Here is a 13,394-nt window from a genome sequence, read left to right as displayed (position 1 = left end):
CACCCCACACCCCACACCCCACACCCCACACCCCACACCCCACACCCCACACCCCACACCCTATTTACTACTAGCCACTCTCTACTGATAACTGACAATGAAAATTGATACTAATTTACATTTAACCTATTGCACTAATATTCATCCTGGGGAGGGGTGGAGCCAAGTTTTTGATAACCTCCAACAGTACATTCCCGCATTGAAGCAACGGCTAGCTCCCAAAAAACCATTCGGGATTGGGTTGCGTTTGGCAGATGTGGCGGCTAGAGAATTGTCAACAGAAAATAATCTGATTGAGTTGCGATCGTGGCTGCGCGATCGCAATTTATATGTTTTTACCTTGAACGGCTTTCCCTATGGCGGATTTCATCATCAAGTGGTGAAAGATCGGGTTTATGCTCCCGATTGGTCTATGTTAGAGCGGTTGAATTATACGTTGCGACTGACAAGAATTCTGGCGGAGTTGTTGCCAGATAGGATAGATGGTGGTATCTCCACATTGCCGCTATCGTATAAACCCTGGTTTGAAGAAAATTCAACGACTCGCGCATTTGTTTACAGTATTGCCAGCATTCACATTGCGCAAGTTGTTGCAGAAATGGTACGTATCCGTGCCGAGACGGGTAAATTGCTGCATCTCGATCTAGAACCAGAACCGGATGGATTAATTGAAAATTCTGCCGAAGTCATCGATTATTTTCAGACACAACTTCTGCCTGTAGGGGGAAGATATTTAGCAAAGCATCTGGGAATTTCTCTAGCTGCAGCCGAAACACGCTTACTAGAACATGTCAGAGTGTGTTACGATACTTGCCATTTTGCTGTGGAATATGAAGAACCTGCGACTGTATTTCAAAGATTTCGTGCCGCAGGAATTCAAATTGGTAAGATTCAACTCAGTTCTGCCTTAAAGCTAATTGTTCCCGAATCAGCCGAACAGCGCCGCCAGGTTGTAGAACGGTTGCGTCCGTTTGCGGAATCGACCTATCTCCATCAAGCGATCGCCCGCGATCGCAATGGTAAACTCTATCGGTATTCCGATTTAGTCACTGCCTTACCGGATTTAGAGCAGATCCCAGCTTGCGAATTGCGAATTCACTTTCACGTCCCGATTTTTATTCGCGACTATCAATTTTTGCAGTCTACCCAAGACCACATTAAAACCGTACTCGAACTATTGCAACGCGATCGCATTTGCAGCTGTTTAGAAATTGAAACCTACACCTGGGATGTTCTTCCAGAAGACATGAAGCTAGATTTAGTCAGCTCCATCCAACGCGAATATGAATCAGTTGTTAGGGAGCAGGGAGCAGTAATCAGTGACCAGCGACCAGTGACCAGCGACCAGTGACCAGTGACCAGTGACTCTTGACCAATGACTCTTGACCAATGACCAATTATGCTAAAACTCTACGGTGGCGTTCTCAGCCGTGCTTCAATCGTGCAATGGTATTTAGAAGAATTGCAGCTTCCTTATGAATACGTACAGTTAGATATGCAGGCTCAAGATCACAAACAGCCTGAGTTTCTGGCTATCAATCCGATGGGAAGATTACCAGCGATCGCAGATGGAGATTTTCAACTCTGGGAATCTGGGGCGATATTGTTGTATCTTGCCGAAAAGTATGGCGATCCGATCGCTTTTGAACGGCGAGCGCTCTTAAATCAATGGGTTTTATTCGGTAACTCTACGCTTTCTTCAGCAATTTTCGTCAAAGAAAATCTCCACGAAGTACCAGAATTATTAACAGCAATTCATCAAATTTTGCAGCAACAACCTTTTTTAACAGGCGATCGCTTTACTGTAGCAGATGTAGCAGTAGGTTCGCTCTTGGCTTATATTCCTATTATGATGCGAATGGATGTCAGTGCTTATCCAGATGTGGTAAACGACATCAAGCAAACAATGACCAAGGTAGATCTCAATTTATATCCTGCTGTTTTGGACTACGTGCAACGGTTGACTGCACGAACAGGATTTCAAAAAAGTATTGGATCGCGATATAAAGGCTAATCGCTTATGAAAAAGACTGTCGTACTCAACGTCGTCGGCTTAACATCCAGCCTCTTAGGACAGCATACGCCGTTTTTATCCAACTGGGCGGCGCGAGGACAAGTCGTACCAGTTAAATCGATGTTACCTGGGGTTACTTGTTCGGTACAGGCGACTTATTTGACAGGGAAATATCCTAACGAACATGGAATTGTTGGTAATGGTTGGTATTTTCGGGACGAGTGCGAAATTAAGTTTTGGCGACAGTCTAACAAATTAATTCAGGCTCCCAAAATTTGGGAGGTGGCGCGATCGTACGATCCTACATTTACCTGTGCGAATTTGTTCTGGTGGTACAATATGTACTCTACGGTTGATTATGCCGTTACGCCACGACCGATGTATCCGGCTGATGGTCGAAAAATTCCCGATATTTACACCCAGCCAGCCAACTTGCGATCGCAGCTTCAAACTGAATTAGGTCAATTTCCCTTATTTAATTTTTGGGGTCCTAACACCTCGATAGCTTCTACCCAATGGATTGCTAATTCAGCTAAATGGGTGGAAGATCGCTACAGCCCCACACTATCGCTGGTTTATTTGCCTCATTTAGATTATTGCTTGCAAAAGTACGGTGGGGAAGATGCAAGTTTGATAGCAAAAGATTTACAAGAAATTGATGCCGTTTGTTGCGATTTGATTCAATTCTACGAAGCGCGCGGCACTCAAGTCATGGTTGTGTCCGAGTACGGGATTACATCCGTGTCTCAACCCGTCCACTTAAATCGAGCTTTGCGGGAAAATGGTTTATTAGCAGTACGAGAAGAATTAGGGCGGGAATTACTGGATGCTGGTGCAAGTATAGCCTTTGCAGTTGCCGACCATCAAATTGCCCATGTTTATGTTAACGATCCAGCCTACATCCCCAAGGTACGCGACATACTAGAAGCAACGGAGGGTGTCGAGCGAGTTTTAGATGAGGCAGATAAACCAGCTTACCATCTCGATCATCCGCGATCGGGAGAACTCATTGCGATCGCTAACTCAAAGGCTTGGTTTACCTATTATTACTGGCTGGACGATAGCCGCGCTCCCGATTTTGCTAGAACAGTAGATATTCACCGCAAACCCGGTTACGATCCTGTCGAACTGTTTCTCGATCCTCAGCTCAAGTTTCCCCGAGCGAAATTAGGCTTAACTCTACTCAAAAAGCAGTTAGGTTTCCGCTACCTCATGAATGTTATTCCTTTAGATGGATCGCTTGTTGGTGGTTGTCATGGTAATTATACAGGGTTGAGCGAAGGTCCACTTTTGATTACACAACAATCTGACTTGCTAAAAGATCGCGAAGTACTCGAACCAAGAGAAGTCTTTTGGTCAATACTTCAGCATCTTGAAGAAGTCGTAAGTCGTAAGTCGTAAGTCAGAATTAGCTGACAACTGTTCCCCGTTCCCTGGTAACTGATAACTGACAACTGATAGCTGATAACTGAAAAAGGGTTTTTGCAATGGGAAAAAGGGCTGGGCGATCGCTCAAAGCATCTACTATCGGTATTAGTCGCGCTAACCAATCACTGCTCAATTTTGAGTCTAAACTTTCTCTTGCTGATGAATTGGAAATCTCTCGCGCTACGGTACAAAAATTTTTCGTTGGTAAACCGATTGGACGGGAAAACTTTCACAAAATTTGTCAGAAGTTACAATTACCTTGGCAAGCGATCGCGGAAATGCCAGATGATGAATTTAGTTTAGAGGAGTTGATTGTTACCTCAAAAGATGATGTTGAGACGCTTGTAAAAGATGTTAGGCAAAAAACACGCACCTATATTGAGTCGAAGTGCGGTATCGTGCGCATCCTGAATATGTCTCAACCTACTAAACTAAATGATATTTTTACCAAGGTAAATGTTTTAGAGAAGATTGGTAGAAACCAACGCTTAAGCATCAACGATTTACTGAGTGTTCGTCTCGATTGCCATTCGAAACGTTCGCATTTTTACCCCGATATTTCCCAGCCAATCCCAGGCATAAAAGCAATTGAAAAATATCCCAAATTGATAATTTTGGGCAACCCTGGTTCTGGCAAAACCACCTTTTTAAAATATATCGCAACTCAGTGTATTCAAGGACGATTATTTGAGGATCTGATCCCAATCTTTATTAGCTTAAAAGTTTTTACCGAATTAGAACATCACCCAACGCTGTTAGAGTGGATTTCAACGGTTTTTGATAATTATGGAGTCGAACCAAATACTACTAAAGATTTGCTAGTACAAGGAAGGATGTTGGTTTTATTAGATGGACTTGACGAAGTTAGAGATATAGATAGCGAAAGAGGTTTAATTGCAATTAATAGCTTTTACAATCAGTTCGACCGTAATCGCTTTATAATTACTTGCCGGACAGCAGCTCAAGAGTTTACTATTGAAGAATTTGTAGAAGTAGAGTTGAGAGACTTTGACGATAATAATATTGCTGAATTTGTTAGCAAATGGTTTGCTCAAAAACCAGATAAAATACCCAAATTCTTACAAACACTAAAGTGTAATACATCAATTCGAGAATTAGCAAATAATCCCTTACTACTGACACTACTATGCTCAATATTTGAAGAAACTAATCTTCCTGCTAGTCGATTAGAAATTTATCGAGAAGGGGTCGATCTCCTTTTAAGAAAGTGGGATGCTAAACGCAACATTGAACGGAAACAAATTTATCAAAATCTATCAGCACAACATAAAGAAGAATTACTCAGTCACATCGCATTTACCTCTTTTGTAAAAGGTGAATACTTTTTAAAACAGCAAGAACTAGAGCAGTATATCATTAACTATGTAGAATCCGTCTTGCAGGGAGAAAAAATAGATTTGTGCGATAGTACAGCAATACTCCAGTCGATTGAAGCCCAACATGGATTATTGGTAGAACGAGCGCGAGGCATTTATTCATTTTCTCATTTAACTTTTCAAGAGTACTTTACAGCTAGAAAAATTGCTCACTCTCCGCCTCAAACGTTAAATTTAACGTTAGAACGACTGAGCGATCGCCTAGTTACAGATAAAAGATGGCGAGAGGTTGCTTTATTAACTGTAGGAATGCTGAAAAATGCTGACTATTTCCTATTGATGATGAAGCAAAAAACTGACAATTTAATATTAGACCCAAGCTTGCAAAGATTTTTACAGTGGGTGAATTGCAAAGCCGCTGCTGCATCTGTTAATAATAAATCTGCTACAGTTAAAGCTTTTTATTACGATTTAGCGCTCGCTCATATCTTATCTCTTTTTGGTAGTACTTTTGAGATTTCTAGAACTTTAGAAGTTAACTTTAATCGCACTCTTGAACCTAGTCTTGCTCTCGATCTTGCTCTCGATCGCACTCTGCTTTTGCCTGAATCTATAAATCGCGTTTCCGATCCAGAACGCATGATTGAAAGAGTATTAAACCGGGCAATATTTCGCGCTCGTAATAGCGAACCAGAGCTAGCACGAGAGTTGCAAAAAATGAAACAGCAGTTATCTAACTTAGGGCGAAACAAACAACAGTTTCAGCAGTGGTGGCAAGTTAATGGTAAAGCTTGGACGGAGCAATTAAAACAACGAGTCCTGTTAAAGCGCAATATTGGGCATAATTGGCAGTTCAGCCAGCAACAGAAACAAATATTGAAACAATATTATGATGCCAATTTATTATTGGCAAAATGTTTAACTACTAGTTTATTTGTTAGTTGTGAAGTTCGAGAAAAAATCGAACATACGCTGTTATTACCATTCATTGAAACTAGTGAGTAGGATATTAAGGCTAGGTACTTTTGTACCTTCGCGCCGAATTAGGGATTGTATAATTGATTACCAAACCTAGAGTTGAGCGATCGCGATCGCTATACGATTTGGAGTATAGAACTACCATTTCATCAATTATATTGGTAAATAGTAAACAAAAAATAGATTTGATTCTATCGTAATTTAATATACTTCAAAATATTGCGAATCTCACCCTTTCGATAGAAGTGAGCTTGTCGGAAAACTATATAGCCTACTGAATATGTGCGATCGCAAATAGCAAATAGAATTATGATAGAAGGGCGTGAGAGGTAGCTACTAAGGTGAGACTGGTTAACAAAAGTGCTTTTTTAGTGCTGCTGAATCAATAAATTTAGCAATTATTACGAGCAGCAAAAATATTTCAAATATTTGAGATATTTACTATCGAATTCTACAGAAAATGAGAAATTAAAAGGAGCTATCGATCGTCATGTTTGATTACCTAATTGTGGGAGCGGGGTTCGCAGGTAGTGTCTTAGCAGAACGACTGGCGAGTCAGTTAGGCAAAAAAATTCTGATAATCGATACGCGATCGCATATAGGTGGCAATGCTTACGATTGCTTCAATGATGATGGTATTTTGATTCACAAATACGGTCCCCACATTTTCCACACAAACTCTCGGGACGTTTTCGAGTATCTCTCGCAATTTACCCAGTGGCGGTCTTACGAACATCGCGTACTTGCTAGCGTAGACGGTCAATTAGTCCCAATTCCAATTAACCTCGATACGGTCAATCGGCTGTATGGATTGAGTCTCACCTCTTTTCAACTCGAAGATTTCTTTGCCTCGGTAGCAGAACCCAAAGAATACATTCGCACTTCTGAAGATGTTGTAGTTAATAAGGTCGGTCGAGAACTCTACGAAAAGTTCTTCCGCAACTACACGCGCAAGCAATGGGATATGGACCCATCTGAACTGGATAAGTCGGTGACTTCCCGGGTGGCGACGCGCACGAACCGCGATAACCGGTATTTTACAGATACTTATCAAGCCATGCCACTACACGGCTTTACCCGTATGTTTGAGAAGATGCTATCTCATCCCAACATTAAGGTCATGCTGAACGCTGACTATAGGGAAATTCTGGAGGTCATACCGTTTGGCAAGATGATCTATACAGGTCCCATTGACTTGTTCTTCAATTATCGCTACGGCAAGTTACCATACCGTTCTTTGGAGTTCAAGCACGAAACTATCAATACGCCCGTGCATCAGCCAGTTGCCGTCGTGAACTACCCTAACGAACACCTGTATACTCGCGTTACAGAGTTCAAGTACCTCACCGGGCAAGAACATCCAAAAACAGGTATCGTTTACGAGTTTCCTCGCGCCCAGGGCGATCCTTACTACCCTGTACCGAGACCGGAAAATGCCGAACTTTACAAAAAATACAAGGCGTTAGCCGATGCGACACCAGAAGTGCATTTTGTGGGACGGCTAGCAACTTATAAGTACTACAACATGGATCAAGTAGTGGCTCAAGCGCTGATGGTCTATAAGAAAATCGTGGAAGCTGGCGACGATACGTCAGAAAAAGCGAATCGAGAATTAGCGCGCGTTTAAAAAGGCGTGTGGGGAGAATTCAGCATTCAAAAACTTAATGCTCCCCTAGCTCCACAAGAGTTGAAGTACGTGAATCAAATCTAAGTAGGAGATTCCATGCATATAGTAGGTAGAATAAAACTACCAAAATCAGCAGAAGTTGCAAAATTATATCTACAATGCAATGACAAAGCAGCGATCGACTATAGTGCAGAGACTCCAGAAGTGGTGTTTGCTCTACAAGGATTTATTTCTACTAATTCATACTTCAATTCTTTATACGAAACATTTTACACCAAGTACACGAGTTTAGATCGACTTTTTTACTTGCTGAACCTAGAAGGAGATTTTCAAGTTTCAGTTTATCGAGAAATATCTAGTAGGGTGTCTGAAACAAATTCTCGTCAATTACTAAGTCGAGAAAAATTTCTCAACTGCAAGATCGGCAAGGCGATTGAGGTTGAGCTACCTGGGCTACAACAAAGACAAGCCGAGACAGGGAGAATCTATTTTGAATTAGAATGCTTGAGTCAGATCGGAAAATTCCGAGAAAGTTTTCTCGCAACTTCACAGTTACCAGAACGCGAAGTCTCGTTAGCAGTTGTTGCTTGTACTTTTCAAAAAGAGGCTTTTATTAAACGAACCATCAAAGCTATTTTACAGGATAAATTATTACAGAGCAAATCGATAGAAATCTTAATTGTAGATAATGCTGGAACTCTAAGTTGCTCGGAATTTAGCGATCGCAGAACGAAATTAATTAGTCATAGAAACGTTGGTGGGAGTGGTGGATTTACAAGAGGGATCGTCGAAGCCTTGAGTAGCAATCGCAGTTCCCATATTTTGTTGTTAGATGATGATATTGAGCTAGAAAGCGAAGCTATTTATCGAGTTATTACCTTAAACGAATATGCCAGAAGCGATCTGGTTATAGCTGGTAGTATGCTCGATTTATCTCAGAAGCATCAATTATATGAAGCAGGCGCTTTGTATAATAAAGCACTGCATAATAGAGAGTTTCAAACATTTAATATAGTCAGATTACATCATCATCTCGACTTGCAAAACGTCAGCAATCTAAATCGACTCGTCGAAACAGAACCGATAGATTCGGCAGGCTTTTACTTTTTGAGCGTGCCGAGAAAAATTTTTGAATCAATCGGTTTACTCCTACCTCTATTCCTGAAAGTAGATGACACTGAATTTTGTTTGAGAATTTGCGAGAAGTTTGGCAACGATACGCTAATCACTTTTCCTGGAATTGCGGTATGGCACGAACCTTTTTTCGCGAAATCTTCGATTTGGAACTATTACTATTACCGGAACGACTTGATCGTTCAAGCCATGCACGGAACTTTAAGGTATGCAGACGCGATCGCATATTTTACTAAAGCTATTGTTTCCAGTTTATTAGTTTTTGACTATAAAAATGCTCAAATGCTTATTCATGCTTTTGAAGATTATCTGCAAGGAGCAAAAATTCTTCAGCACGCCGATCCCGAACAGTGGCATAGTCAAATTGTGAAACTCGATTCTCTTTGTCAAACTCAACATATCCAATATCATAACTTACCATCCCATCGCTCCTACGAACAAAGAGCGACGGCTAATTTCCTGGAGAAGCTTGTCAGTTTATTAACTCTTAACGGTCATTTTCTCCCCAACATTTTTACACAAGACAAAGATGTATTACTATGGCAAACAGCCGAACATGCAGATCGGCGATCGCGAGCCTTTAGAAAGAAAAGAATTCTCATCTTTAAAGAAGGAGGTCAATGTTTATACCGAAATGAGCTTGACAAATCGATGGGAATCAAGTTACTAATTCGATGGATTGCAATTGCAGTGAAAAGTCGAATTGAATGGTCGAAGGTAACGAGCGAGTGGCAGCAGGCAAGAAGAGAACTGACCTCTTTGCAATTCTGGCGGCGATATCTCAAGTTAGAAAAATCGGGCTTAGAAAAATCTGAGCATCAGGATTTAGTAGTTTAACATTCATTTGAGCGCAAGAGAAATTTCTATGTCGATAGAGGATGTATGTACTACGTAGTAAATCGCATTAATTTTCCGAAAACGGAGGACACTTTCAACTTATACTTTGCCAGCAGTAAAAGTGGAGATATTGACGTAGACTGCGAGACAGGAAAGATCGCTCTGGCGCAAAATGAGATTGTTTCAACTAATTCTTATTTCAACTCTTTTTATGAAAGCTATTATGCCAAATATACAACTCTAAATTCTCTTTACTATTTGTTGAGACTCAACGGTGATTTTCAAGTTTCAGTCTATAGAGAAGGGTACGAACGAGAGCGAGAATTACTCGGACAAGAGACATTCAAACAGTGCCAAATAACAGATGGCATTAAAATTGCTTTACCTGCTCTCCAGCAAAGTCATACACCTCAAGGCAGAATTTATTTAGAAATTCAGTGCTTGAGCGATCGCGGCATATTTGTAGAGGGAGCGATCGTCACTGAAGAACAACCTGTGAGAAATATCTCGCTCGCAATTATTAGTTGTACTTTTCAAAAAGAAGCATATATCAAAAATACAGTCAAGACAATTTTTCAAGATTCTTTATTAGCGCCTAAATCTTGGCAAGTATTTGTAGTTGATAACGGTCAAACCTTAAGTCAAGATGACTTTCCCAATACTAAACTTCAGTTAATTCCAAATGAAAATTTGGGAGGGAGTGGTGGTTTTACAAAAGGAATGGTAACAGCTTTACAATCCGACTGCTACACTCATCTTTTATTAATGGACGACGATATCTTACTAGATACAGAGGCAATCTATCGTTTATTTGGCATTTACGAATACGCTAAAGAAGATTTTGCTGTTGCTGGTAGTATGCTAGATTTATCTAAAAAACATATTTTATATGAGGCTGGAGCCGCATACGATAAAGACCCGCAGAGCTTTAAGAAAGCACCGTTTCGCGTTGCTCCTCTTAAGCACAATCTCGAACTACAAAAAACTGATTCTCTGAACTTACTCTTATCAGAAGATGATATAGACTACGGTGGTTTTTGGTTTTTCGCTGTCCCCAGTCAATTTGTTAAGGAAATCGGATTTCTCCTACCTTTCTTTATTAAGATAGATGACATGGAATTCGGTCTCAGGATAAAAAGGCGACTGGGTAAGCAGATTGTAGCATTTCCATCTATTGCTGTTTGGCACGAACCATTTTATAGCAAAGTTATCGTATGGGATGGTTATTACTACACTCGCAATAATCTCATTGCTCGCACTATTTATGGAACTATAAAGTATACGAACACGCTATTTAAATTTACTAAAGATTTAATTTACGCGCTGTTGATATTTGAATACAATTATGCCGAAATGTTAGTCAGAGCTTTTGAAGATTATCTACAAGGACCAAATCTTCTCAAAAAGAACTCTCCAGAAAAATTACATCAAGAAATAGTTCAATTGAGCAAAAGTTACAAGACTCAAACTTTACAGCCAAACTATTATCTGGATACTCAGCTTAGTCCGCCTAGAACGAAAGCTAAAATTTGGCAGAAATTAGCGAGTTTATTGACTATTAATGGTCATTTGCTCCCGAACTTTATCAAAAGCGATGGCGAAGTCATGCTTTGGCAAAACAGCGCTCATGCTGGGACGATTAGTCGCGTTTTTAGGAAAAAGAAAGTGACCATTTATCGAGAAGAAAATAGTTGTTTATTACAAAACGAATTAGATAAGTCAATTGGAATTAACTTAATAATACGCTGGCTTAAGATTGTCATTATAAGTACGAGAAAATGGTCGGCGATTGTGAGTGAATGGAAAACTGCTGCACCTGAATTGACTTCCATGAGTTTTTGGCAACAATATCTCAAGCTTGAAGAACTAAAATAGGAAACGAAGAAGCGACAGTATGGGGTTGTGTATTAATAAATTGAGCAGGTCTTCAACAGATTACGCGACTAACCTTACTATACTTAGACAGGATAACAAGATGCGTGCAAGCTTCACTGCCGTTTGACGGCAGTGAGCAATGCTGCACCGCACTCAATTTATTTAGACAAAGATGCTATGCAGACGAAACCGCAAGAATTAACAATTAAAGCAGGACGCACGGAGGCATTATATTGGCAAGATTTATGGCGCTATCGCGAGTTGTTTTACTTCTTAGCTTGGCGGGATATTTTAGTCCGTTATAAACAAACAGCGATTGGCATTATTTGGGCGTTAATTCGACCATTCTTAGCAATGTTAATTTCTACATTTGTTTTTGGAAACTTAGCAAAACTACCTTCTGGCGGCGTACCATATCCACTTCTTGTATTTGCTGCCATGCTACCTTGGCAGTTTTTTGCTAACTCTTTATCAGAGTCTAGCCTCAGTTTAATTAATAATGCTAATTTAGTCTCTAAAATTTATTTTCCTCGGGCGATCGTTCCTGCTAGTTCTGTGATTGTAAGTTTCGTAGATTTATTAATTTCTGGGATGCTACTATTAGCGTTGATGATTTGGTACAATTTTGTCCCAGATTGGCGAATTTTAACGCTACCATTTTTTACGGCGATCGCGATTGCCGCTGCTATTGGTGGTGGATTGTGGTTAGCAGCGTTAAACGTGAGATACCGAGATTTCCGGCACATCGTACCGTTTATCGTTCAGTTTGGTTTCTATATTTCGCCAGTTGCTTACAGTAGTAGCATTATCCCCCAAAAATGGCGCTTGCTATACTCGTTAAATCCAATGGTAGGGGTGATTGATGGCTTTCGTTGGGCAACGTTAAGCGGCGCATCAACCATTTATTTACCTGGATTTCTTCTATCTACATTATTAGTTGCTGTACTTTTAGCCAGTGGCATTTGGTACTTTCGGAAAACCGAACGTACTTTCGCAGATGTTATTTAGTGGGGATTGAGAGCGTGTCTGATATTGTATTACGGGTAGAAGATTTAGGCAAGAAATATTTCATCAGCCATCAGCAGCCAAACTCAACTTTGCGGGATGCGATCGCTAGTACTGCCAAATCTATCAAACATAAATTTTTGGCAAAATCTACAGCTAATAGTTTAGCTAAAGAAGAATTTTGGGCTTTAAAAAGTGTTTCTTTTGAAGTAAAACAAGGCGACGTTTTAGGAATTGTCGGTCGCAACGGCGCGGGAAAATCTACATTACTGAAGCTGTTGAGTCGCATTACCGAACCTACAAAAGGAGAGATTTGGATTCAAGGTAGAGTCGCGAGTCTTTTGGAAGTAGGAACGGGATTTCATCATGAACTTACAGGTCGAGAAAATATTTTCCTCAACGGCTCTATTTTAGGCATGAGTCGAGTTGAAATTAAACAGAAATTTGATGAAATTGTTGCTTTTGCTGAAGTCGAGAAATTTTTAGATACTCCAGTTAAATACTATTCTTCTGGAATGTACGTGCGGCTGGCTTTTGCGGTTGCGGCTCATCTAGAACCAGAAATTTTAATTGTGGATGAAGTACTTGCAGTCGGTGACGTGCAATTTCAGAAAAAATGCTTGGGAAAAATGGGAGATGTTGCCAGAGAGGGACGGACAATTTTATTCGTCAGTCATAGCATGAGTACGGTAGAATCTCTCTGCAATCGAGGTGTTTTACTTGAATCTGGTATTGTCAGTTTAAATGCTAGTTCTGAAGAAGTTGTCAGAGCTTACCTAGAAAAAGCTTACGGTACAGCTAAAGAACTTCCCTTAAGTCAAAGAAGAGATCGGAGTGGGTCGGGGAGAATAAGAGTTTCTAGTTTCAAGCTTTTAAACGAACAAGGCGAAGAAGAACCAGCATTACAATCGGGAAAAAACTATGATTTTGCAATTGGCTATTCAAATAATACGGGAGAGCGTTTGAATAACGTCGTTGTTTGTGTCGATTTGATTGACGAGCGTGGAGTCAGAGTCATTTTATTAAAAAGTACTTTTACAAATCATAACCTCACACTTAATTCCGACCGAGGTTATATTTTATGTCGCGTCAAGAATTTTCCTTTAGTTCAAGGTATGTATCGGGTAACATTACATCTAGCTCATGCCGATAGAGAAGT

9 protein-coding genes are annotated in these 13,394 nt (G+C 40.3%); all 9 read left to right on the top strand.

Annotation, left to right across the window (positions count from 1 at the left end; genetic code table 11):
- Positions 1 to 97 precede the first annotated feature (97 nt).
- Entirely contained in the window at positions 98 to 1,351 is a 1,254-nt protein-coding gene (gene eboE, locus ACRC32_RS29580; RefSeq protein WP_438557333.1) for a metabolite traffic protein EboE, read from the top strand.
- A gap of 48 nt (positions 1,352 to 1,399) precedes the next feature.
- Positions 1,400 to 2,014, top strand: a complete 615-nt coding sequence (locus ACRC32_RS29575; RefSeq protein ID WP_438557332.1) for a glutathione S-transferase family protein — start codon at positions 1,400 to 1,402, stop codon at positions 2,012 to 2,014.
- A 6-nt stretch (positions 2,015 to 2,020) separates the two neighbouring features.
- Positions 2,021 to 3,415: an alkaline phosphatase family protein gene (locus tag ACRC32_RS29570; RefSeq protein WP_438557331.1), complete on the top strand. Its 1,395-nt coding sequence runs from the start codon at positions 2,021 to 2,023 to the stop codon at positions 3,413 to 3,415.
- Between the two features lie 86 nt (positions 3,416 to 3,501).
- Positions 3,502 to 5,784, top strand: a complete 2,283-nt coding sequence (locus ACRC32_RS29565) for an NACHT domain-containing protein (RefSeq protein ID WP_438557330.1) — start codon at positions 3,502 to 3,504, stop codon at positions 5,782 to 5,784.
- A gap of 463 nt (positions 5,785 to 6,247) precedes the next feature.
- The gene (gene glf, locus ACRC32_RS29560) at positions 6,248 to 7,384 is read left to right on the top strand and encodes a UDP-galactopyranose mutase (RefSeq protein ID WP_438557329.1); all 1,137 of its coding nucleotides are present in this window, start codon (positions 6,248 to 6,250) and stop codon (positions 7,382 to 7,384) included.
- 96 nt (positions 7,385 to 7,480) lie between these two features.
- The gene (locus tag ACRC32_RS29555; protein ID WP_438557328.1) at positions 7,481 to 9,355 is read left to right on the top strand and encodes a glycosyltransferase; all 1,875 of its coding nucleotides are present in this window, start codon (positions 7,481 to 7,483) and stop codon (positions 9,353 to 9,355) included.
- Positions 9,356 to 9,400: 45 nt separating this feature from the next.
- A complete protein-coding gene (locus ACRC32_RS29550; protein WP_438557327.1) occupies positions 9,401 to 11,230 on the top strand; it encodes a glycosyltransferase in 1,830 nt (609 codons plus the stop codon).
- A 177-nt stretch (positions 11,231 to 11,407) separates the two neighbouring features.
- Positions 11,408 to 12,238 carry an ABC transporter permease gene (locus tag ACRC32_RS29545; protein ID WP_438557326.1) on the top strand — a complete coding sequence of 277 codons (831 nt, stop codon included), beginning with the start codon at positions 11,408 to 11,410 and terminating at the stop codon, positions 12,236 to 12,238.
- Positions 12,239 to 12,252: 14 nt separating this feature from the next.
- Positions 12,253 to 13,394: ABC transporter ATP-binding protein (locus ACRC32_RS29540; protein ID WP_438557325.1), on the top strand; the 1,142-nt coding region annotated here is incomplete at its 3' end.

Origin of the sequence: Chroococcidiopsis sp. (genome assembly GCF_051657925.1) — a bacterium.
In the GTDB taxonomy this organism is placed as follows: domain Bacteria; phylum Cyanobacteriota; class Cyanobacteriia; order Cyanobacteriales; family Chroococcidiopsidaceae; genus Chroococcidiopsis.
Note: the sequence above shows the minus strand (reverse complement) of the source record. Positions and strands in the feature narration are given on the sequence as shown.

What these genes read in the sequence shown, in the direction of transcription:
- ACRC32_RS29565 (WP_438557330.1), top strand. Translation starts at nt 3,502, where the DNA reads ATGGGAAAAAGGGCTGGGCGATCGCTCAAAGCATCTACTATCGGTATT.
- glf (WP_438557329.1), top strand. Translation starts at nt 6,248, where the DNA reads ATGTTTGATTACCTAATTGTGGGAGCGGGGTTCGCAGGTAGTGTCTTA.
- ACRC32_RS29555 (WP_438557328.1), top strand. Translation starts at nt 7,481, where the DNA reads ATGCATATAGTAGGTAGAATAAAACTACCAAAATCAGCAGAAGTTGCA.
- ACRC32_RS29575 (WP_438557332.1), top strand. Translation starts at nt 1,400, where the DNA reads ATGCTAAAACTCTACGGTGGCGTTCTCAGCCGTGCTTCAATCGTGCAA.
- ACRC32_RS29550 (WP_438557327.1), top strand. Translation starts at nt 9,401, where the DNA reads ATGTACTACGTAGTAAATCGCATTAATTTTCCGAAAACGGAGGACACT.
- eboE (WP_438557333.1), top strand. Translation starts at nt 98, where the DNA reads ATGAAAATTGATACTAATTTACATTTAACCTATTGCACTAATATTCAT.
- ACRC32_RS29570 (WP_438557331.1), top strand. Translation starts at nt 2,021, where the DNA reads ATGAAAAAGACTGTCGTACTCAACGTCGTCGGCTTAACATCCAGCCTC.
- ACRC32_RS29545 (WP_438557326.1), top strand. Translation starts at nt 11,408, where the DNA reads ATGCAGACGAAACCGCAAGAATTAACAATTAAAGCAGGACGCACGGAG.